The sequence below is a fragment of the Nonomuraea sp. B12E4 genome, assembly GCF_039871825.1.
Taxonomy (GTDB): Bacteria; Actinomycetota; Actinomycetes; order Streptosporangiales; family Streptosporangiaceae; genus Nonomuraea.
In genome coordinates, this window is record NZ_JBDPME010000003.1 from 120,268 (window position 1) to 140,408 (window position 20,141).

General features: G+C 70.4%; 19 protein-coding genes. 11 read left to right on the top strand and 8 right to left on the bottom strand.

Annotated elements, in window-relative coordinates; genetic code table 11:
• Positions 1-45 precede the first annotated feature (45 nt).
• On the bottom strand, positions 46-1,248 hold the full coding sequence (locus ABGB18_RS09305; RefSeq protein WP_347694991.1) for an MFS transporter: 1,203 nt from the start codon (positions 1,246-1,248) through the stop codon (positions 46-48).
• Between the two features lie 93 nt (positions 1,249-1,341).
• Between ABGB18_RS09305 and ABGB18_RS09310 the strand changes: the two genes are divergently transcribed.
• Entirely contained in the window at positions 1,342-2,556 is a 1,215-nt protein-coding gene (locus tag ABGB18_RS09310) for a lytic transglycosylase domain-containing protein (protein WP_347694992.1), read from the top strand.
• On the opposite strand, the gene ABGB18_RS09315 is transcribed toward ABGB18_RS09310, so the two are convergent.
• Positions 2,544-3,506 carry a ferrochelatase gene (locus ABGB18_RS09315; RefSeq protein WP_347694993.1) on the bottom strand — a complete coding sequence of 321 codons (963 nt, stop codon included), beginning with the start codon at positions 3,504-3,506 and terminating at the stop codon, positions 2,544-2,546. The genes ABGB18_RS09310 and ABGB18_RS09315 overlap by 13 nt on opposite strands.
• Positions 3,507-3,517: 11 nt before the next feature.
• Here ABGB18_RS09315 and ABGB18_RS09320 point away from each other — a divergent pair, with 11 nt between their 5' ends.
• Together ABGB18_RS09320 and ABGB18_RS09325 are read left to right on the top strand one after the other, a co-directional pair.
• The gene (locus ABGB18_RS09320; RefSeq protein WP_347694994.1) at positions 3,518-5,563 is read left to right on the top strand and encodes a S9 family peptidase; all 2,046 of its coding nucleotides are present in this window, start codon (positions 3,518-3,520) and stop codon (positions 5,561-5,563) included.
• Positions 5,563-6,351 (top strand): inositol monophosphatase family protein, encoded by a 789-nt coding sequence (locus ABGB18_RS09325; protein ID WP_347694995.1) that lies wholly within the window; start codon positions 5,563-5,565, stop codon positions 6,349-6,351. Before ABGB18_RS09320 ends, ABGB18_RS09325 begins: the two co-directional genes overlap by 1 nt.
• 58 nt (positions 6,352-6,409) lie before the next feature.
• Here ABGB18_RS09325 and ABGB18_RS09330 read toward each other — a convergent pair whose 3' ends face one another.
• Entirely contained in the window at positions 6,410-6,574 is a 165-nt protein-coding gene (locus ABGB18_RS09330) for a hypothetical protein (protein WP_347694996.1), read from the bottom strand.
• A gap of 232 nt (positions 6,575-6,806) precedes the next feature.
• Here ABGB18_RS09330 and ABGB18_RS09335 point away from each other — a divergent pair, with 232 nt between their 5' ends.
• From ABGB18_RS09335 to ABGB18_RS09350, 4 genes are all read left to right on the top strand, one after another.
• Positions 6,807-7,460 carry a response regulator transcription factor gene (locus ABGB18_RS09335; RefSeq protein ID WP_347694997.1) on the top strand — a complete coding sequence of 218 codons (654 nt, stop codon included), beginning with the start codon at positions 6,807-6,809 and terminating at the stop codon, positions 7,458-7,460.
• Positions 7,461-7,534: 74 nt separating this feature from the next.
• The gene (locus tag ABGB18_RS09340) at positions 7,535-8,764 is read left to right on the top strand and encodes a HAMP domain-containing sensor histidine kinase (RefSeq protein WP_347694998.1); all 1,230 of its coding nucleotides are present in this window, start codon (positions 7,535-7,537) and stop codon (positions 8,762-8,764) included.
• Positions 8,765-9,072: 308 nt separating this feature from the next.
• A complete protein-coding gene (locus ABGB18_RS09345) occupies positions 9,073-9,372 on the top strand; it encodes a DUF4193 domain-containing protein (protein ID WP_347694999.1) in 300 nt (99 codons plus the stop codon).
• 15 nt (positions 9,373-9,387) lie between these two features.
• Positions 9,388-10,218 carry a hypothetical protein gene (locus ABGB18_RS09350; protein ID WP_347695000.1) on the top strand — a complete coding sequence of 277 codons (831 nt, stop codon included), beginning with the start codon at positions 9,388-9,390 and terminating at the stop codon, positions 10,216-10,218.
• A gap of 21 nt (positions 10,219-10,239) precedes the next feature.
• Here the strand turns inward: ABGB18_RS09350 and ABGB18_RS09355 are convergent, their stop codons facing one another.
• From ABGB18_RS09355 to paaI, 3 genes are read right to left on the bottom strand one after another with little or no spacing between them, the layout of a single operon-like run.
• Positions 10,240-10,848 (bottom strand): TetR/AcrR family transcriptional regulator, encoded by a 609-nt coding sequence (locus ABGB18_RS09355; RefSeq protein WP_347695001.1) that lies wholly within the window; start codon positions 10,846-10,848, stop codon positions 10,240-10,242.
• A gap of 4 nt (positions 10,849-10,852) precedes the next feature.
• The gene (gene paaK / locus ABGB18_RS09360) at positions 10,853-12,157 is read right to left on the bottom strand and encodes a phenylacetate--CoA ligase PaaK (RefSeq protein WP_347695002.1); all 1,305 of its coding nucleotides are present in this window, start codon (positions 12,155-12,157) and stop codon (positions 10,853-10,855) included.
• 13 nt (positions 12,158-12,170) lie between these two features.
• A complete protein-coding gene (gene paaI / locus ABGB18_RS09365; protein WP_347695318.1) occupies positions 12,171-12,539 on the bottom strand; it encodes a hydroxyphenylacetyl-CoA thioesterase PaaI in 369 nt (122 codons plus the stop codon).
• A 229-nt stretch (positions 12,540-12,768) separates the two neighbouring features.
• Here paaI and ABGB18_RS09370 point away from each other — a divergent pair, with 229 nt between their 5' ends.
• Genes ABGB18_RS09370 through ABGB18_RS09380 form a run of 3 tightly spaced genes read left to right on the top strand, consistent with a single transcriptional unit; the run spans position 12,769 to position 16,703 of the window.
• Positions 12,769-13,716 carry an MBL fold metallo-hydrolase gene (locus tag ABGB18_RS09370; RefSeq protein WP_347695003.1) on the top strand — a complete coding sequence of 316 codons (948 nt, stop codon included), beginning with the start codon at positions 12,769-12,771 and terminating at the stop codon, positions 13,714-13,716.
• The gene (locus ABGB18_RS09375; protein WP_347695004.1) at positions 13,713-15,251 is read left to right on the top strand and encodes an FAD-dependent monooxygenase; all 1,539 of its coding nucleotides are present in this window, start codon (positions 13,713-13,715) and stop codon (positions 15,249-15,251) included. Before ABGB18_RS09370 ends, ABGB18_RS09375 begins: the two co-directional genes overlap by 4 nt.
• Positions 15,252-15,269: 18 nt before the next feature.
• Positions 15,270-16,703: a trehalose-6-phosphate synthase gene (locus tag ABGB18_RS09380; RefSeq protein ID WP_347695005.1), complete on the top strand. Its 1,434-nt coding sequence runs from the start codon at positions 15,270-15,272 to the stop codon at positions 16,701-16,703.
• Here the strand turns inward: ABGB18_RS09380 and ABGB18_RS09385 are convergent.
• A complete protein-coding gene (locus ABGB18_RS09385) occupies positions 16,636-16,920 on the bottom strand; it encodes a DUF4235 domain-containing protein (RefSeq protein ID WP_347695006.1) in 285 nt (94 codons plus the stop codon). The genes ABGB18_RS09380 and ABGB18_RS09385 overlap by 68 nt on opposite strands.
• Before the next feature lie 108 nt (positions 16,921-17,028).
• Between ABGB18_RS09385 and valS the strand changes: the two genes are divergently transcribed.
• Positions 17,029-19,518 carry a valine--tRNA ligase gene (gene valS, locus ABGB18_RS09390; RefSeq protein ID WP_347695007.1) on the top strand — a complete coding sequence of 830 codons (2,490 nt, stop codon included), beginning with the start codon at positions 17,029-17,031 and terminating at the stop codon, positions 19,516-19,518.
• 73 nt (positions 19,519-19,591) lie between these two features.
• Here the strand turns inward: valS and ABGB18_RS09395 are convergent, their stop codons facing one another.
• Positions 19,592-20,110 carry a winged helix-turn-helix domain-containing protein gene (locus ABGB18_RS09395; protein WP_347695008.1) on the bottom strand — a complete coding sequence of 173 codons (519 nt, stop codon included), beginning with the start codon at positions 20,108-20,110 and terminating at the stop codon, positions 19,592-19,594.
• Between the last annotated feature and the right edge of the window lie 31 nt (positions 20,111-20,141).

The following is a 20,141-nucleotide window of genomic DNA, read 5'->3' on the forward strand; positions in this document are numbered from 1 at the left end:
TCCATTGTGATGGGTGTTGCGAGGGATCTTCCCGACGGTAGCGGATCACCTCGCCGAGGGTGAAGGCGCTTCGGGAAGTCTCAGCAAACCCGAACCTCCGATTCCCACCACCATCGCCAGCGCCGCCGCTCCGGCCGAGAAGGCGTAGGCGCCGGACGCGCCGTACGTCTCGGTGAGCCGGCCGCCCGCCCATGCGCCCATCGCCACCCCGAAGCCGATCGCGGTCGAGATCCACGCCAGACCCTCCGTGAGCAGGGACGGAGGCACCAGCCGCTCGGTGAGAGAGAAGCCCGTGATGAGCGTCGGCGAGATGGCGAGCCCGGCCAGGAACAGCGCCCCGGCCATCAGCCGGAGATCGCCGATGAACATGATCGGCATCAGCCCCACCACGAACACGCACAGCGCGCGGATGAACCGGCTACGCAGCGAGATCCGCCAGGTCCTGGACCCGAACCACAGGCCCGACACCATCGACCCGCTCGCGAACGCGGCCAGCAGGAACCCGGCGACCCCCTTGGCCCCGTGCTCGTCCGCGTAGGCCACCGTGACCAGGTCCACCGACCCGAACACCGAGCCCAGCGCCAGGTAGACGCACGCCAGCAGGGCGATGCCCGGGATGAGGATGGGCGTGCCGGAGGCGGACTTGACCGGCTGGACGGGCGGCTGGGTGCTCCGCTGCGCCGCCAGCACCATGGAGCCCAGGAACAGGCAGACCAGCGCCACCACCAGGCCCGCGAACGGGTTGACGCCCGTGGCCAGCACCGTGACCAGCGCCGGTCCGGTGACGAAGACGACCTCGTCGGCCACGGACTCGAAGGCGAAGGCGGTGTGCAGCTTGTGCGAGCCGCCGTGGATGACCGACCAGCGGGCCCGCACCATGGAGCCGATGGACAGGGTCGCGGCCCCGATGACCAGGCCGGAGGCGTACAGCGTCCAGTCGGGCAGCCGCAGCCCGGCGCAGACCATGAGGGACAGCAGCGCGAGCGTGTTGACGACGGTGAAGGGCACGATGACGCGGCCCTGCCCGAACCGGTCCACGAGCCGCCCCGACAGGGGGGCCATGACGGCGAAGGCCACGTTGGTGGTGGCGGAGACCGCGCCGGCGGTGGCGTAGTTCTCGGTGAGGGCCGTGATCAGGAGCACGATCCCGATGCCCATCATCGACATCGGCATCCGCGCGACGAGCCCCGCGAGCACGAATCCCTTGACGCCGGGCCTGTTGAACAACCCCCGGTAAGGCCCGACCACGCCATTTCCTCCTTACTCGCGAGAGCTAACCATGACGCACTGACAATCCCGAGAGCAACTGTTTTATGGGCCGGGTGGGTTAACGTGTCCCGAGTGTCCGGTCTTCCCGCGTTCCGCATGGTCATGTTGATGATGCTCGCCGTGCTCGTGGTCGCCGCCGCGGCCGGTGGGATCTCCGTGTACCTGGGCGACGACCTGCTCAAAACCGCCCAGGAGCCGGCGCGGAAACAGCCGCGGCAGCAGCCCGACACCCGGCTGGACCGGCTCGTGCCCACGACCGCGCCGATCCAGGAGCCGATCCAGGAGCCGATCAAGGAGCCGATCAAGGAGTTCGGTGCGGGCGGGCCGGGGGTGACCTCGACTCCGGCGCGGGTGCTGGCGATCACCCAGGCGGCCGTGCCGCAGGAGACCAAGCTCGCCCTGGGCAAGCTTCCCGCCGTGCAGAAGGTCACCGTGGTGGACGCGGGCGCGGTCAAGGTGTCCGGCACGACCCTGAACCTGCTGGCCGTCGACCCGGCCGCCTTCCGCTCGTGGACGCCGCAGCCGGTGGCCGACGAGCCGGCCGTCTGGAGCGCGCTGGCCAGGGGGGAACTGGTGGCCGACGCCGGCGCGATGCGCAAGTTCGGGATGATCCTCGGCGCCCTCTACCAGGTGGACGGCGGTCCGCGGCTGCGCGCCGCGGCCTCGGCCACGCTCGGGCTCACGGGCGTGGACGGGCTGGTGAGCGCGGACGTCGGCAGGTCGCTGGGGTTCGCGCCGGGAGTGGCGGTGCTGCTGCACGGCAAGCCGGGCGCGATCAGCGAGTCACGGGTACGCAAAGCGCTCGGCAAGGGCGCCCAGGTCCTCATGCTGGACGCCAGGCACCGCACCGCCAAACAGCAGCAGCCGCCGCCGCGGCAACAGCAGCAGACGGTCACCGTGGGCAGGCCCGGCAGCTACCTGGAGCTCTACAAGGCCTCGGCCACCCGCTGCCCCGGGCTGTCGTGGACCGTGCTGGCCGCGATCGGGCAGGTGGAGAGCGGGCACGGGCGCAACAACGGCCCGTCCAGCGCGGGCGCGCTGGGGCCGATGCAGTTCATGCCCGCCACCTGGAAGCACTACGGCGTGGACGGCGACGGCGACGGCGAATCCGACATCTGGAGCCCGTACGACGCGGTGCCCGGAGCGGCCAACTACCTGTGCGCCAACAAGGCGGGCCAGGGCGGCGAGAGGCTGCGCAAGGCGATCTGGTTCTACAACCACTCGTGGGACTACGTGAACAAGGTCATGGCCATCGCCGCGGCCTACGCCCGCACCTATCCCTCCTGAGCCGCCCGAGGACGGCGGCGGGGCGGCGGGCAGCAGGTGAGGGCGCAGGGAACGGGCTCGGGCTCGTCCATCAGCTCGCGCACCATCTGGACGAAGCGCGGGTGCGTGCCCGCCGTCGCCGCCCGCTCCATCGGCAGCCCCAGCTCGGCGGCCACCTGCCGGGCCTCGGTGTCGAGGTCGTAGACCACCTCCATGTGGTCGGAGACGAACCCGATCGGCACCAGCACGACCGAACGGGCGCCGGTCTTGCGGAGGTAGTCGCAGACATCCGGCTCCAGCCAGGGCACCTGCGGCGGGCCGCTGCGTGACTGCCACACCAGGTCCCACGGCCCCGTCCGGCCCAGCGCCCGGTTGACCAGCTCCGCGCTCCGGCGGAGCTGCGCCTCGTAGAGGCCGCCCGCGGGCCCGGCGGTCTCGGCCATGGAGACCGGGATGCTGTGGGCGGTGAACACCAGCGTGGCGTCGTCTCGGCCGAGCCGCTCCAGCGCCGCCCGCGTGTGGTCGGCCATGGCGGCCACGAACCCCGGGTGGTCGCCGAAGTGCCGCATCTTGACCAGCTCGGGGCCGTCCTCGACGGAGATCCGCTCGATGTCCTCGTAGTATTGGCGGCAACTGGAGTAGCCCGCGAACGCCGAGGTCGCGAACACCGCCGCCTTCCTGACCCCGTCGTCTCGCATCCGGCGCACGGTGTCCTCGCCGAACGGGTGCCAGTTGCGGTTGCCCCAGTAGACCGGCACTCCCGCGACCGGGCGCAGCGCCTCGACCAGCGCGCGGTTCTGGCCGTTGATCGGGCTGACCCCGCCGAAGGACTGGTAGTGCTCGGCCACCTCCAGCAGCCGTTCGCGCGGCACGCCGCGGCCGCGCACGACGTTCTCCAGGAAGGGGAGCACGTCGTCAGGCCCTTCTGGACCGCCGAATGAAAGGACCAGCAACGCGTCGTAAATTCCCACGTGACAACCCTATGCCGGGATGCCGGTGGCCACGATCGCGAGGTAAGTTCGGTCGGGTGAGCGCATTCAACGACATACGTGACTATGTGGCCATCCCTCGGGTTCTCTCTCTGCGGCTCTCGCCTGACGGCTCGAAGCTGATCTCGGTCGTCCAGTCCCTCAACCCCGACGGCAAGTCCTTCGGCACCGCGCTCTGGGCCGTCCCGCTCGAAGGACGGCTCGACCGCCCGGCCGACGGCGAGCCGTACCGGCTCACCCGGTCCGCCAAGGGCGAGTCGGCCGCGGTCTTCACCGACGCGGGCGACGTGCTGTTCACCTCCGCCCGGCCCGACGTCACCGTCAAGGACTCCACCGACGAGGTCCCCGCGCTCTGGCTGCTGCCCCGCACCGGCGGCGAGGCCCGCCAGGTGGCCGCCCGTCCCGGCGGCGTCTCCGGCGTCCGTACGGCCGGCGACGTCGTCGTGTTCTCCTCCGACGTGCTCGACGGCGAGGAGGCGGCCGAGGAGGAGAAGCGCAAGGCCCGCAAGGAGGCTGGGATCAGCGCCATCCTGCACGAGGGCTACCCGATCCGCTACTGGGACCACGACCTCGGCCCCGGCCGTACCCGGCTGTTCGTGGCGCGGCTCGGCGCCGACCGGCTGGAGGACGTACGCGACCTGACCCCCGACGCGGGCGAGGCGCTGCGCGAGGCCGCGTTCGAGCTGACCCCCGACGGCGCCACCGTGATCGCGACCTGGCACGTCCCCCTGTCCAACGGCGAGCGGCGCACCGACCTGGTGGCCATCGACGTGGCCACCGGTGAGCGGCGCACCCTGCTCAGCCAGGAGGGCTACGACTTCGGCGGCCCGCTGGCCGTCTCCCCCGACGGCACCCGCGTGGCCTGCGCCCGCAGCAGGGTCACCGGGGCTGCGGTCTCGGCCCGCCACGAGCTGTGGATCGCCGGCCTGGCCACCGGTGAGGGCCGCGAGTACGCGCCCGGCCTTTTCCCCTCGGACGTCGAATGGGCGCCCGACTCCACGGCCGTCTACGTCGCCGGCGACCACCGGGGCCGCCGCCCGATCTTCCGCGTACCGCTGGACGGCGAGGTCACCAGGCTCACCCAGGACGACTCCTCCTACCTCGGGCTCAGCGCCTCCGCGGACGGCGGCGCCGTCTACGCGCTGCGCAGCGGCATCCGCGTCGCCCCCGCCCCGGCCAGGATCGACACCGCCACCGGCGAGATCACCGACCTGCCCACGCCCGCGGTACGCCCCGAGGTGCCGGGCACGCTCACCGAGATCACCGCCACCGCCGACGACGGCACCACGATCCGCGGCTGGCTGGTGCTGCCAGAGGGCGCCTCCGCCGAGAACCCGGCCCCGTTCCTGCTCTGGATCCACGGCGGCCCCGTCTCCTCCTGGAACGACTGGGCGTGGCGCTGGCAGCCCGCGATCATGGCCGAGCACGGGTACGCCGTGCTGCTGCCCGACCCCTGCCTGTCCACCGGCTACGGCCAGGAGATGATCGACCGCGGCTGGGGCGACTGGGGCCCGCGCACCATGGCCGACCTCGACGCGATCGTGGACGTGGCGCTGGCCAGGGACGACATCGACAGCGAGCGCATCGCCGCGATGGGCGGCTCGTTCGGCGGTTACATGGCCAACTGGGTCGCCGGCCACACCGACCGCTACAAGGCCATCGTCACCCATGCCTCGCTCTGGAACCTCGACCAGTTCGCCGGCACCACCGACCTGTCCGTGTACTGGCAGCGCGAGTTCGGCGCCCCCGGCTCCGAGCGCTACGACCTGCTGTCCCCGCACCACTCTCTCGACAAGATCACCACGCCGATGCTCGTCATCCACGGCGACAAGGACTACCGCGTGCCGATCGGCGAGGGCCTGCGCCTGTGGTGGGACCTGCAGCGCAGCGGCGTGGAGGCGAAGTTCCTGTACTTCCCGGACGAGAACCACTGGGTCCTCAAGCCCGGCAACGCCGTCGCCTGGTACGAGACGGTGCTCGCCTTCCTCGCCCAGCACGTGCTGGGCCAGGAGTGGAAGCGCCCGGACTCGGTGGCGTGATGACGGACTTCCTGCGGCTGGCCGAGGACATCGCCCGCGAGGCGGGGGACATGCTGCTGGCCAAACGCCCCACCATGTCGGAGGAGGTCGCGACCAAGTCCAGCCCCACGGACGTGGTGACCGCCCTGGACACGGCCTCGGAGGAGCTCATCCGTGAGCGCATCCTGGCCGCCAGGCCCCGCGACCGGATCCTCGGCGAGGAGGGCGGCGAGGAGCCGGGCGAATCGGACGTGCGCTGGATCGTCGACCCCATCGACGGCACCGTCAACTTCCTGTACGGCCTGCCGGAATGGGCGGTGTCCATAGCCGTCGAGGTCAACGGCCAGGTCGTCGCCGGAGTCGTCAACGTGCCCGCGCGCGGCGAGGTCTACACCGCCGCGCTCGGCTCCGGCGCCTGGCTCGGCGACGTACGGCTGCGCTGCAACACCGGCGTGCCACTGGCGCAGGCGCTGGTCTCGACCGGGTTCGGCTATTCGGTGGCCAGGCGCGCCGTCCAGGGCGAGGTGGTCGCGGCGGTGCTGCCGAAGGTGCGTGACATCAGGCGCGGCGGCTCGTGCGCGATCGACATCTGCTCGCTCGCGGCGGGCCGGGTGGACGCCTACTACGAGCGGGGCGTCAACTACTGGGACTTCGCCGCGGCCGGCCTGGTGGCCACCGAGTCCGGCGCCCGGCTCGGCGGGTTGCGCGGCCGGCCGGTCAGCCCCGACTTCGCGTTGTGCGCGGCACCGGGGTTGTTCGGGGAACTGCACGATGTGCTGGTGTCGCTGGACCCCGAGCGGGACGCCTGATACGAGGGCGCACGACGGGACGGGACGGCCGGAGCGGGGCTCCGGCCGTCTCGTGCGTCTAACGGGGCAGCGGGATGCCATGATCGTCGGCCAGGCGGCGCAGGTCTTCGATCTCGGCGGTGAGCGTGTCGGCGAGGTAGTCGTCGCCGACGCTACGGGCCTCCCGCAGGCCCCTGTAAGCCTGGTCGAGGCGTTGTTCGATCGTGGTCGTGAACTCGCCCATCTCACCTACTCTCTGGGGGTCCGTGCTGTGCGTGGGGCGAAGTTTCCCATAGCCGGTAGATAACCGGGGAATGGGGTGTCCGCATGCATACCCCGGCTGGTCCGCTGCCGAAACATGAATTTCGTGTGGTTCGTCTCGCCAGGGGGTCACGCATCCCTGGACATGCCTTACCGTGCGCTTATCGAGGCTGTGACCAGAATGAGTGACCTGATCGGAGAGAGGTGTACCGAGCGTGCGGGTGCTGGTGGTAGAGGATGAGCGGGTGCTCGCCGACGCGATCGCGACCGGCCTACGGCGCGAGGCCATGGCGGTCGACGTCGCCTACGACGGGGGCGGTGCTCTTGAGCGGACCTCCTACATCGACTACGACGTGATCGTGCTGGACCGCGACCTGCCGGTGGTCCACGGTGACGAGGTGTGCCGGCGGCTGGTGGAGCAGCGCACCGCCTCGCGGATCCTGATGCTGACCGCCTCCGGCGACGTGGACGACAAGGTGGAGGGGCTCGGTCTGGGGGCCGACGACTACCTCGCCAAGCCGTTCGTGTTCATCGAGCTGGTGGCGCGGGTGCGCGCGCTCGGCCGGCGCTCGGCCCCGGCGCTGCCGCCGGTCCTGGAGCGCGGTGGGATCACGCTCGACCCGGGCAAGCGGCTGGTGCGGCGCGACGGCAAGGAGGTCGTGCTCACCAAGAAGGAGTTCGCGGTCCTGGAGGAGCTGCTGCGCGCCGACGGCGCCGTGGTCAGCCAGGAGGACCTGCTGGACAAGGCGTGGGACGAGAACATCGACCCGTTCACGAACGTGGTCCGGGTGACCATGATGACACTGCGGAAGAAGCTGGGCGAGCCTCAGGTGATCGAGACCGTGCCCGGGGTGGGGTACAAGTTGTGACTGACAGGCCGGAGCGTGAAGCGGGGCCGACGCATCCGATGATCAGCCCCCATTCGTCGAGGAAGGCGACGCGGGTGCAGGAGGCACCGCCGCCGGTCGGGCCGCCCGCCTGGGACGGCCCGCCCCCGCCTGGGCAGGCGCCCGTCCAGCGCAGCACCATGGAGTGGATGAAGGGGCTCCCGGAGAAGGTCAGCATCCGCTGGCGGCTGACGCTCACCTACGGCGCGCTCGTCTTCGCGGCCGCCGCGGTGCTGCTCCTCTCGGTCTACATGATCCTGGGCACGGCGATCGAGAACGCGTGGCCGACCCTCGACACGGGATTGCCCCCCAACCTGGATCGCTTGGCCCAGGACTCCTGGACCAAGTGGCAGCAGCTGGCGGTCGCGAACGCCAGGAACGCGCTGTTCAACAGCGCCTTCCTCGCGCTGCTCGGGGTGGGCATCCTGGCGCTGATCATCGGCTACTTCGTCGCCGACCGTGCCATGCGCCCGGTGGCCCAGATGACCGCCACCGCCCGCAAGCTGTCCGAGAGCACCCTCGCCCACCAGCGCATCGCGCTGGAAGGCCCGAACGATGAGCTGAAGGAGCTCTCCGACACCTTCGACGCGATGCTCACCAGGCTCAACATCGCCTTCGACACCCAGCGGAGATTCGTGGCCAACGCCTCCCACGAATTGCGAACGCCCTTGACGATCAACCGGACCGTGCTGGAGATCGCGCTGTCAGACCCGGAGGCGTCGGAGGATCTCAAAGCGCTCGGCCGGACCCTGCTGGAAGTCAACGCGCGTAACGAGAAGCTCATCGAGGGGCTGCTGTTGCTGGCCAGGAGCGAACGCGAACTCGCGGTGCGCAAACCGCTCGACGTTGAGGAAGTCGCTCAGACGGCGGTGGAACAGGTCATGCCCTTCGCCGGGGAACACGGGGTTACCGTATCGACCGAACTGGTCAGCGCGCCTACCACAGGAGACCCGGTGCTCCTGGAGCGTTGCATCAGCAACCTGCTGGAGAACGCGGTGAAGTACAACATTCCCGAAAACGGAAAAGTCTGGATCCGGACGGGAATGGCGGGCAGTGGCTTGGTTGTTCAGGTGGCGAACACGGGGCAACTCGTCCCGGCGTACGAGGTGAACAGCTTGTTCGAGCCGTTCAGGAGGCTCCATGCGGACCGCGTGGAATCGGCCAAGGGGGCAGGTCTGGGGCTGTCCATCGTCCGTGCGGTGGTCCAGGCGCACGGCGGAAATGTGGCCGCGGTGCCGCGTGATGGTGGAGGGCTCGTGGTCACCATTCGGCTTCCCGGACGCTGACGGGCGGCATGCTCGGGCGGTTCGTCAGCGTGTTGATGCACAGGGGGCGTCTCGTTCCCGGCGCACATGTGGTTGGATGTGCCGTCGAACACGGTGGTGCATGCGGCCAAGGCTGTGGGTTTCGCCATATTTGGCTAACCATTGCCGACGGCAGCAGGCCCTGACGTGTTGGGAGGTTCGTTGTCCGTTCCAGCGGGGTACCGATGGGAAATCTCCCCGACGGAACGGGCACAAGATGGGCCTCCCGGACGTTAGAAGACGCGCGACGAGCGCGAAGACATATAGATGAGGGGGATGGAGTAAGCACAATGGCTACCGACTACGACAGCCCGCGCAAGACCGACGACGACCTGGGAGAAGACAGCCTCCAGGAACTCCAGGCGCGGCGCACGGACAAGTCGTCCGGCAGTATCGACATCGACGAGACCGACCTGGCCGAGTCGCTGGAGCTGCCCGGCGCCGACCTGTCCAACGAGGAGCTCTCCCTGCGGGTGATCCCTCGTCAGGCCGACGAGTTCACCTGCTCGCGTTGCTTCCTGGTGCATCACCGTAGCCAGCTGGCCGCTGAGCGGAACGGCCAGCAGGTCTGCAGGGAGTGCGCCGCCTGATAAGGAGGCAATCGCGTGGCCGTACCGGAGAAGGACCACCACCGACCAGGCAGTGAGGTCGCCGACCCCGATCATGAGGTCGGCGAGCTCGTAGGCAGGCTCGCCACATCTGGTGAGCTCGAGCCGGCCGAGCGGCGCAGGCTGCTCGGCCGACTAGCCCAGGCCCTGTCCACCGGGGCGAAGAAGGCGCGCGCGAACGGCGCGGGCCGGGGGCGCTGGCTGGCCGACGTCTTCCTCAACATCGCGCCCCGCATCCCGATCAGGGATCTGCACACTCTTTCCGAGCACCATCACGGCCTGACCGGCGAGGAGCTCGCCGATGATCTGGTGCGCACCGCCCAGAAGGCCACGATGACGGTCGGCGCCATCGGCGGAGCGCTCGCGGCGGCCGAGTTCGCCGCACCGCCCCTCCTGCTCTCCGCCCCAGCGCAGCTCGTCGCCGAGACGATCGTCGTCGCCGCCATCGAGGTCAAGCTGCTGGCCGAACTGCACGAGGTCTACGGCGTACGCGTGGACGGAAACGGCACCCAGCGGGCCGTCGCCTTCACCGCGGCCTGGGCCAAGCAGCGCGGCATCGACCCGCTCGCGCCCACCTCCGTCTCGCTCGCGCTAGGCGCGGCCACCAAGACGGCTCTCCGCAACCGCCTGATGCGGACGCTCGGGCGCCACCTGACCACGTTCGGCCCCTTCCTGACCGGCGCGATCGCGGGCGGTGCGCTCAACCGGATCGCGACGAAGAAGCTGGGCCAGGTCATACGCGACGACCTGCGCGTCAAGCAACCGGTGCCGCGTGACCAACGGAAGCCGGAAGTCGATCCAGGACGGCACGACGAGCTCGAAGGCTAGCCACCCCCGGCCCCGGGCCCGTCAGCCGCGCGCGGCCGGTTCGGCGCGCAGGCCGTTGAAGGCCATCTTGAGCAGCGCGTCCGCCACGTCGTCCGGCGAGGCGCCGCGCGTGGGCCGGTACCACTCTGCGATCGAGTTGACCGTCCCGAACAGCAGCCGCGTGACCAGCGCCGGATCCACGTCGGGCCGGATGCTGCCGTCCGCCGCCGCCTCCATGACCAGGCGGCTGATGAACCGGTCGAACTCCCGCCGCCGCTCCAGCGCCGCCTGCTCGGTGACGCTGTTGCCGCGCACCCGCAGCAGCAGCGTCACGTAGGGTAGCCGGTCGGCGAGGATGCGCACGCTCTGCCGCACGACCCACTCCAGGCGCTCGATCGCGGGCCCGGCGGGCTCGTCGGCCACCATCGCGAACAGCCCGTCGAGCGCCCGGTCGAGCGCCCGCGCCAGCAGTTGCTCCTTGCCCGGCACGTGGTAGTAGATGGCCGACTTGGTGACGCCGAGCGCCCTGGCCAGGTCCTCCATGCTGGTGCCGTCGTAGCCGCGCTCGTTGAAGACGTCCACGGCGATGGACAGGACGGACTCGGGGTCATGTCCGCGCCTGCGCGGGCGGGTCGGGGTCGGAGCGGCCATAGCGCTAATTATCCCTGGTTGTCCGCCTGTCGATGACGCGCTTGAGCTTGCCGACCGAACGTTCCAGCGTCTCCGGGTCCACCACCTCGACCTCCACGCGCACGCCGACGGTGTCCCTGACCGCCTGACGCAGCACCTCGCCCGCCGCCTCCCGGTCCGTGAGGCCGGGGCGCGCCTCGACCCTGACGGTCATCAGGTCCAGCCGTTCCGGGCGGGTCAGGTGGAGCTGGAAGTGCGGCGACAGGCCCGGCGTACGCAGGACGAGCTCCTCGATCTGGGTCGGGAACACGTTCACCCCGCGCACGATGATCATGTCGTCGGTCCGGCCCGTGACCTTCTCCATGCGCCGGAACGCCGGTCTGGCGGTGCCCGGCAGTAATCTGGTCAGGTCGCGCGTCCGATAACGGATGACCGGCATGGCCTCCTTGGTGAGGCTGGTGAAGACCAGCTCGCCCGCCTCCGCCGGCTCCCCGGACAGCGGATCGACCGTCTCGGGGTAGAAGTGGTCCTCCCAGACGTGCAGGCCGTCCTTGGTCTCCACACACTCGTTGGCCACCCCGGGGCCCATGACCTCCGACAGGCCGTAGATGTCCACGGCGTGCACGTCGAAGCGCTCCTCGATCTCCACGCGCATCTGCTCGGTCCAGGGCTCGGCGCCGAAGATCCCGATCCGCAGCGACGACTCCCGCGGATCCAGACCCTGCGCCTCGAACTCGTCCAGCAGAGCCAGCATGTACGACGGCGTCACCATGACGACGCGGGGCCGGAAGTCCGTGATGAGCTGCACCTGGCGGGCGGTCATGCCGCCGGAGACGGGCACCACCGTGCACCCCAGCCGTTCGGCCCCGTAGTGCGCGCCGAGGCCGCCGGTGAACAGGCCGTAGCCGTAGGCCACGTGCACGATGTCCCCCGGACGCCCGCCGGACGCGCGGATCGAGCGGGCCATGACCTCCGCCCAGGCGTCCACGTCGTTCCTGGTGTAGCCGACCACGGTGGGCTTGCCGGTGGTGCCGCTGGAGGCGTGGATCCTGGCCACCCGCTCGCGCGGGACGGCGAACATGCCGAAGGGGTAGTGGTCGCGCAGGTCCTGCTTCGTGGTGAAGGGGAAGCGGGCCAGGTCGCCGAGCTCCTTGCAGTCGGCCGGGTGCACCCCCGCGCCGTCGAACTTCTCCCGGTAGAACGGGATGTTCTCGTAGGCGTGGCCGAGCGTCCATCGCAGCCGTCGGAGCTGCAGTGCCGCGAGCTCGTCGCGGGACACCCGCTCGATCGGGTCGAGCTCGTCCCGCGCGGGGGGATCGCCGAACCTCATGCGCCTCACACCCTCAGGTCAGTTCCCTGCTGCGGCCGCGGAACTCGGCGACCACCCGGCCGCCCGGCCCGCGCACCGTGATGTCGTAGATGCCGTTGCGCCCGAAGCGGGTGCGCTCGGCCGCCTCGGCCACCAGGACGTCGCCCTCGCGGGCGGGAGCGACGAACGTGATCTCCGCGCCCGCCGCGACCGTCACGGGGCCGTGGCTGTTGCACGCGCACGCGAACGCCGTGTCGGCCAGCAGGAACACGTATCCGCCGTGGCAGAGGTCGTGTCCGTTGACCATCTGGCGGGTCACGGCCATGCGACACGCCGCCCGGCCCTCGGCCAGCTCGACCAGCTCGATGCCCAGGGCGGCGGAGGCGGTGTCGGCGGCCATCATGCGACGCGCGCTCTCCAACGCAAGCCTCCCTTGTCAACTGACCGAATGTTCGGTAAACAATTCACCGTCCGGCCGATCCCTGTCAAGAGGCCGACCGCCATGCCCGGCGCCCCGCCTGAGGCGGCGGGATCTGGGCATGAGGTGCTCGGCGGGAGGGCCGGGGATGTCCGGGGCCGCAAGAGCGGGAAGGGATTCTACGAGTGGTGAGCGCGTTCCGGGAGGAGGGCTGATGGCCAGGCCGTTCGCCTCGTCGGCGGATCTCGGCGAGAAGCAGCAGTCGCTGGAGGTGCTGGCCGAGGGCGTCTACGCGCTCACGGCCGAGGGCGACCCCAACGTGGGCGCGATCGAGGGCGAGGACTTCCTCGTCTGCTTCGAGGCGCTGGCCACGCCGGTGGCCGCCAGGGAGTGGCTGGCGCGGTTGCGCGAGCACACCGACAAGCCGATCAGATACCTGGTGCTGTCCCACTACCACGCGGTCAGGGTGCTGGGCGCGTCGGCGTTCGGGGCGGAGGTGATCGTCACGCACGAGAAGACCCGCGAGCTGATCGCCGAGCGCGGCGAGCAGGACTGGGCCAGCGAGTACGCCAGGATGCCCCGCCTGTTCAAGGAGCCCGCCTCGATCCCGGGCCTGACGTGGCCCACGGCGACGTTCAGCGACAGGTTCACCATCGACCTGGGCGGCGGGCGCGGCGACCTGGTGCTGCGGTATTGCGGCCGCGGCCACACCGAGGGCGACCTGGTGGCGTGGCTGCCCCGGCAGCGGATCATGTTCGCCGGTGACCTGGTCGAGTCCCAGGCCGCCCTCTACACCGGCGACGCCTTCCACCGCGACTGGTCGTCGGCGACGCTGGACCGGGTGGCCGCCTTCGGCGCGCGGACCCTGGTGGGCGGCAGGGGAGTGGTGGCCAGGGGCGAGCGGGGCGTGGCCGCGGCCATCGCCCAGACCCGCGACTTCCTGGCCGTGATGCTGCGCGAGGTCGGCGCGGCGGGCACCCTGGAGGAGGCCTTCCGCCGCACCCACGGGGCGCTGGCGCCGCAATACGGCTCCTGGCCCATCTTCGAGCACTGCCTGCCGTTCAACGTCTCCAGGCTGTGGGACGAGCTCCACGGTGTCGAGCGGCCGCGGATCTGGACGGCCGAGCGCGACCGCGAAGTGTGGGACCGGCTCCAGAGATGAGCACCCAGGCACAGGTCATCGTGGTCGGCGCCGGGCCCGTCGGGCTGAGCGCCGCGTTGCTGCTGGCCCGCTGGGGCATCCAGGTGCTGGTGCTCGACCAGCGTCCGGGCCGGGAGCGGGTCGGGTCGAAGTCCATCTGCCAGCAGCGCGACGTGCTCGACATCTGGGCCGCCGCCGGCGCGGGCAAGGTGGCGGTGGAGGGCCTGGCGTGGACCACGGCGCGCACCTACTACCGCGGCAAGGAGCTGTTCTCCTGGACGTTCGAGTGCGAGGAGCCGCTGCCGGCCTGCGTGAACATCTCCCAGGCCCGCACCGAGCAGCTCCTCGACGAGGCCGCGGCCGCCCAGCCGCTCATCGAGGTCCGCTGGGGCCACCAGGTCACCGGCCTCACCCAGGACGCCGCCTGCGTCACCGTGCACTGCGGGCAGCGGCCCCTGCGCGCGCCCTACGTGCTCGCCTGCACCGGGGCGAGGTCCCAGCCGGTACGGCAGGCGCTCGGCGTCACGTTCGACGGCGAGACGTTCGAGGACCAGTTCCTGATCTGTGACATCAAGGCCGACCTGCCGGACTGGGAGAGCGAGCGCCGCTTCTACTTCGACCCCGTGTGGAACCCCGGCCGGCAGGTGCTCATCCACCCCTGCCCCGGGGGCACGTTCCGGATCGACTGGCAGATCGCGCCCGACTACATCCCAACAGAAGCCGATATTTCGCGAAAAATCCGGCAAATCATTGGAGAACGGTCGTACGAGCTGCTCTGGCACACCACGTACCGCTTCCACTCGCGCATCGCCTCCCGCATGCGTGTCGGCCGGGTCCTGCTGGCCGGCGACTGCGCCCACCTGGTGGCCCCGTTCGGCGCGCGGGGGCTCAACTCCGGCGTGTGCGACGCCGAGAACGCGGCCTGGAAGCTGGCCTTCGTGCTCAACGGCTGGGCCGAGGAGGATCTGCTGGAGACGTACCACGTCGAGCGGCACGCGGCCGCCAGGGAGAACCTGGAGGTCACCGGCGCGACCATGCGCTTCCTCGCGCCCCGCACGGTGGAGGAGCGCATGCACCGGCGGGCGGTGCTGGAAGGGGGGCGGGCCGAGGAGGTGGACTCGGGGCGGTTCGCCGAGCCGTACTGGTACGTGGACTCGCCGCTCACCACGCCAGAACCGGAACGGCCGTTCCGGGGCAGGCCGCCCAAGGGCGCGTTGTGCGTGCCCGCGCCCGGCGTCATCCTGCCCGACATGAGCCTTCCAGCGGGAAGGCTGCGCGAATTCTGCCGGGACGGCTTTCTTGTTCTCCTGGGCGAAATGTGCAATTCGCGTTTGTTTGCGCAGGTCCTGGGCAAGGTCATTACGGCGCCGCTCGCCGTACGCGGGCTCGCGGAGATGGACGGGTCCGGCTCACTGGCCGAGAAGCTCGACGCCGGGCCCGATGAAGCATGGCTGGTCAGACCTGACTGCCACATCGCCGCGATCATCCCCCATGCGGGTCCTGAGTTGGTGGTCGACGCCGTGAGCCGCGTGCTTCGCGGTTCGCCTGGTATTTGACTCCGAGGAGGAAACTGCGTGAGTGGCCGTAGCTCGTTTCTGATCGTGGCCAACCGGCTGCCGGTGGACCGTACGATCGAGCCTGACGGGACGGCCTCGTGGCGCAGGAGCCCCGGGGGACTCGTCACCGCCCTGGCCCCGGTGATGCAACGCCGCCACGGAGCCTGGGCCGGCTGGCACGGGGCGCCCGACGAGGAGCTGGGGCCGTTCGAGCAGGGCGGCATGAACCTCATTCCCGTCCCCCTGTCGGCCCGCGAGGTCGAGCTCTACTACGAGGGCTTCTCCAACGCCACCCTGTGGCCCCTCTACCACGACGTGGTGGCGCCGCCCGTCTACCACCGGACGATGTGGGAGACCTACCGGCGCGTCAACGAGCGCTTCGCCAACGCCGCCGCCGCGGCCGCCGAGAAGGGCGCGGTCGTCTGGGTGCAGGACTACCAGCTCCAGCTCGTGCCCGCCATGCTCCGCAAGCTCCGGCCCGACCTGCGCATCGGGTTCTTCCTGCACATCCCCTTCCCGCCGACCGAGCTGTTCTGGCGGCTGCCGTGGCGCAAGGAGCTGGTCGAAGGGCTGCTCGGGGCGGACCTGGTGGGGTTCCAGCTACCCGGCGGGGCCTCGAACTTCCGGCGGTTGTGCCGGCGGCTGCTCGGGCTGCCGTACAAGGGGAACGAGATCTTCCTGGACGACCGGGTGGTCACCACGCAGGCGTTCCCGATCTCCGTGGACTTCGCGCACCTCGACTCCCTGGTGCGCGACCCGCAGATCGTGAGCCGTGCCAAGGAGATCAGGATGGAGCTGGGGGATCCCGAGCACGTGCTGCTCGGCGTCGACCGGCTCGACTACACCAAGGGCATCGGGCAGCGGCTGGAGGCGTTCGGGGAGCTGCTCAAGGACGGGCGGCTGGCGCCGAACGAGGCCGTGTTCGTGCAGATCGCCACGCCGAGCAGGGAGCGCGTGGAGGAATACCGGCGGCTGCGGGACGACATCGAGCTGCAGGTCGGGCGGATCAACGGCGAGCACGCCCAGCTCGGCTACCAGCCGGTGCAGTATTTCCACCAGTCCTACGACCACGACGAGCTGGCCGCGCTCTATCTCGCCGCCGACGTCATGGTGGTGACCCCGCTGCGCGACGGCATGAACCTGGTGGCCAAGGAATATGTCTCCTGCCACCACGACCTGCACGGCGCGCTGGTGCTCAGCGAGTTCGCCGGGGCCGCCGACGAGCTGCGGCAGGCCTACCTGGTCAATCCGTACGACGTGGAGGACGTCAAACGGCAGATGCTGACGGCGATGCGGGCCACGCCGCACGAGCTGGCCCGGCGGATGCGTACGATGCGCCGCCGGGTAGCCACCTACGACGTGGACCGCTGGGCGAACGAGTTTCTCAATGCTCTTGAGTCACCTGTTTCACCGATTTCCACGCGTCGTAGCGCTTCTTGGCGGTCCGGTTGACCACGATCTGCGCCACGGACATGCCCACCCCCATGACCACGGCGTAGCCGATGGCCTCGCCCATGCTCACCTCGGGCGAGTCGTTGTCGATCGGCGGCTCCTTGCCGGTGGCCTTCTTCCAGGCGAACCCGAGGATCTTCCGCGCCGCCCATGCGGTCACCAGACCGACCAAGCCGCCGATCACCCGCCAGGCGATATCGGGCTTGTCCTCCGCCATACCGCTCTCCCTTCCCCTTTGTAACGAACACTAGTCTCTACCGCTTGGCGGCCCGGCGAAGCCGTACCATAAGGAGGCATGACTCAGCAGCGACTACACCATGCAGCCATGCCCGAAAAGCCGACCCTCGATGGCTTGGAGCAGGTATGGGTAGCTCGCTGGGAGGACGAGGGCGTCTACCGGTTCGACCGTTCCAAGCCGCGTGAGCAGGTTTACGCCATCGACACGCCGCCCCCGACCGTGTCGGGTTCGCTGCATGTCGGTCACGTCTTCTCCTTCACCCACACCGACATCATGGCCCGCTATCAGCGGATGACCGGCAAGGCCGTCTTCTATCCCATCGGGTGGGACGACAACGGCCTGCCCACCGAGCGCCGGGTGCAGAACGTCTATGGCGTGCGCTGCGACCCGTCGCTGCCCTATGACCCCGACTTCGTTCCACCGGAGAAGCCCGGCAAACGCGAGGTCTCCATCTCCCGGCGTAATTTCGTGGAGCTGTGCCACCGGCTGACCGCCATCGACGAGCAGGCGTTCGAGGAGGTGTGGCGGCGGGTCGGCCTGTCGGTGGACTGGTCGCTGCTCTACACCACGATCAGCGACCAGTCGCGGGCGGTGTCGCAGCGGGCGTTCCTGCGCAACCTGCGGCGCGGCGAGGCCTACCTCGCCGAGGCGCCGACGCTCTGGGACGTCAGCTTCCGCACCGCCGTCGCGCAGGCCGAGCTGGAGGACCGGGAGTGGCCCGGCGCCTTCCACCGGATCTCCTTCTACGGGGAGAAGGGCCCGGTCTGGGTCGAGACGACCAGGCCGGAGCTGATCCCGGCGTGCGTGGCGCTGGTCGCGCACCCCGACGACGAGCGCTATCAGGACCTGTTCGGCACCTCGGTGCTGACGCCGCTGTTCGGGGTCGAGGTGCCGGTGCTGGCCCACCGGCTGGCCGAGCCCGACAAGGGCACCGGCATCGCCATGATCTGCACGTTCGGCGACGTCACCGACGTCACCTGGTGGCGGGAGCTGCACCTGCCGACCCGGCCGGTCATCGGCTGGGACGGGCGGCTGCTGCCCGAGCCGCCGGAGGGCGTGGAGGAGGAGCCGTACAAGGAGCTGGCCGGCAAGACCGTGCACAGCGCCCGGGAGCGCATCGTGGAGCTGCTGCGCGAGGCGGGCGACCTCGGCGGCGAGCCGAGGCCCGTGTCGCGCCCGGTGAAGTTCTACGAGCGCGGCGACAAGCCCCTGGAGATCGTCACCACCCGCCAGTGGTACATCCGCAACGGCGGGCGCGACGCCGAGCTGCGCCGCCTGCTGCTGGAGCGCGGGCGCGAGCCGGCGTGGCACCCGGCGCACATGCGGGTGCGCTACGACAACTGGGTCGAGGGGCTCGCCGGCGACTGGCTGATCTCGCGCCAGCGCTTCTTCGGCGTGCCGATCCCGGTGTGGTACGCGCTCGACGACTCCGGGCAGCCCCTGCACGACAAGCCGATCGTGCCGTCCGAGGACGTGCTGCCGATCGACCCGTCCTCCGACACGCCGCCCGGCTACACCGAGGACCAGCGCGGCGTGCCCGGCGGGTTCATGGCCGACCCCGACGTCATGGACACCTGGGCCACCTCGTCGCTGACGCCGCAGATCGCCGGCCGCTGGGGCACCGACGACGACCTCTTCCAGCGGACATACCCGGCCGATCTGCGGCCGCAGGCCCACGAGATCATCCGCACCTGGCTCTTCTCGACCATGGTCAGGTCGCACTACGAGTTCGGCACGCCGCCGTGGAGCAACGTGGCGATCTCCGGGTGGATCCTCGACCCCGACCGCAAGAAGATGTCCAAGTCCAAGGGCAACGTCGTCACCCCGCTCGACCTGCTCAAGCAGCACGGCTCCGACGCGGTGCGCTACTGGGCGGCCAACGGGCGCTACGGCGTGGACACCGCGTTCGACGTCGGGCAGCTCAAGATCGGCCGGCGGCTCGCCATCAAGATCCTCAACGCGTCGAGGTTCGTGCTCGGGCTGGCTGAGAGCGATGGCCAAGGATCGGACAGGGTCACCGAACCTTTGGATCTGTCGATGCTGGCGGCCCTGTCGGACGTCGTGCGGGAGGCGGGCGAGGCGTTCGCCGCCTACGACCACACCAGGGCGCTGGAGGCCGTCGAACGCTTCTTCTGGGCGTTCTGCGACGACTACCTGGAGCTGGTCAAGGCCCGCGCCTACGAGTCGGGCCCGGCGGCCGCCTCCGCCCACGCCGCGCTGCGGCAGGCGCTCGACGTGCTGCTGCGGCTGTTCGCGCCGGTCCTGCCGTTCGTGACCGAGGAGGTGTGGTCGTGGTGGCGCGCGGGGTCGGTGCACCAGGCCGCCTGGCCCGCGGTCGAGCGCGGGACGGGGGATCCGGCGGTCCTGACCGTGGCCTCCGAGGTGCTCCGGCAGGTGCGCAAGGCCAAGTCGGAGGCCAAGCTGTCGATGCGGGCGGAGGTGTCCCGGCTGACCGTCTCCGGGCCGGAGGCCGGGCTCGTCCGGCAGGCTCAGGACGACATCTGTGCCGCCGGGCACGTGGAGGAGTTCGTCCTGGAATACGGTGAGGCGCTGAAGGTCACCGCCTTCCTCGACTAGCTCCACCTGGGCTGACGTCCGGATGGCAGGGCGCCGGGTGCTCCCCTTCGGGGCGCCCGGCGTTCCTGTTTCCTCAGCCCTCGCGCGTGGTGTCGCGGTGGATGGCCAGGAACAGCGAGTAGGGCTCGCCGTCCGGTGCCGGCTCCCGGGCGGCGAAGTCCTCGAACACCTCCTGCAGCCGCCGGTCCAGCTCGGCCCTGCCCTCGGGGGTGAGCCTCAGCCCCAGCCTGGTGTAGGCGCCCTCGTCGACGCCGGCCAGTCTGACCTCCGTCAGGAAGGCGTCGAGCATCGCCGCGCGGCCGCCGGGCACGCCGCTCTCGCGGACGTCCATCTGCCACGACTTGCCGGTGGCGCGGTAGGGGATCTCGGTGGAGCCGCGCGGTCCCGGACGGCTGGGCTCGGCGGCCAGGAAGCCGGTGCCGACGAGCTTGCGTACGTGGTGCAGCGTCGTGGCGGGGTTCGCGCCGAGGCGGGCGGCGATCTCCTTGTTGGTGAGTGCCCGGTCCAGGCAGAGCCGCAGGATGCGCAGGCGTACGGCGGAGGCCAGCGCGCGGGCCTCGGCCTCGGTGGCGGGGCGGCGTGTGGTGCCCATGGACGGCAACCTTATGTGGTCGGGCGACTGA

What these genes read in the sequence shown, in the direction of transcription:
- ABGB18_RS09320 (WP_347694994.1), top strand. Translation starts at nt 3,518, where the DNA reads ATGCCGGGATGCCGGTGGCCACGATCGCGAGGTAAGTTCGGTCGGGTG.
- ABGB18_RS09325 (WP_347694995.1), top strand. Translation starts at nt 5,563, where the DNA reads ATGACGGACTTCCTGCGGCTGGCCGAGGACATCGCCCGCGAGGCGGGG.
- ABGB18_RS09330 (WP_347694996.1), bottom strand. Translation starts at nt 6,574, where the DNA reads ATGGGCGAGTTCACGACCACGATCGAACAACGCCTCGACCAGGCTTAC.
- ABGB18_RS09345 (WP_347694999.1), top strand. Translation starts at nt 9,073, where the DNA reads ATGGCTACCGACTACGACAGCCCGCGCAAGACCGACGACGACCTGGGA.
- ABGB18_RS09355 (WP_347695001.1), bottom strand. Translation starts at nt 10,848, where the DNA reads ATGGCCGCTCCGACCCCGACCCGCCCGCGCAGGCGCGGACATGACCCC.
- paaK (WP_347695002.1), bottom strand. Translation starts at nt 12,157, where the DNA reads ATGAGGTTCGGCGATCCCCCCGCGCGGGACGAGCTCGACCCGATCGAG.
- paaI (WP_347695318.1), bottom strand. Translation starts at nt 12,539, where the DNA reads ATGATGGCCGCCGACACCGCCTCCGCCGCCCTGGGCATCGAGCTGGTC.
- ABGB18_RS09370 (WP_347695003.1), top strand. Translation starts at nt 12,769, where the DNA reads ATGGCCAGGCCGTTCGCCTCGTCGGCGGATCTCGGCGAGAAGCAGCAG.
- ABGB18_RS09375 (WP_347695004.1), top strand. Translation starts at nt 13,713, where the DNA reads ATGAGCACCCAGGCACAGGTCATCGTGGTCGGCGCCGGGCCCGTCGGG.
- ABGB18_RS09385 (WP_347695006.1), bottom strand. Translation starts at nt 16,920, where the DNA reads ATGGCGGAGGACAAGCCCGATATCGCCTGGCGGGTGATCGGCGGCTTG.
- valS (WP_347695007.1), top strand. Translation starts at nt 17,029, where the DNA reads ATGCCCGAAAAGCCGACCCTCGATGGCTTGGAGCAGGTATGGGTAGCT.
- ABGB18_RS09395 (WP_347695008.1), bottom strand. Translation starts at nt 20,110, where the DNA reads ATGGGCACCACACGCCGCCCCGCCACCGAGGCCGAGGCCCGCGCGCTG.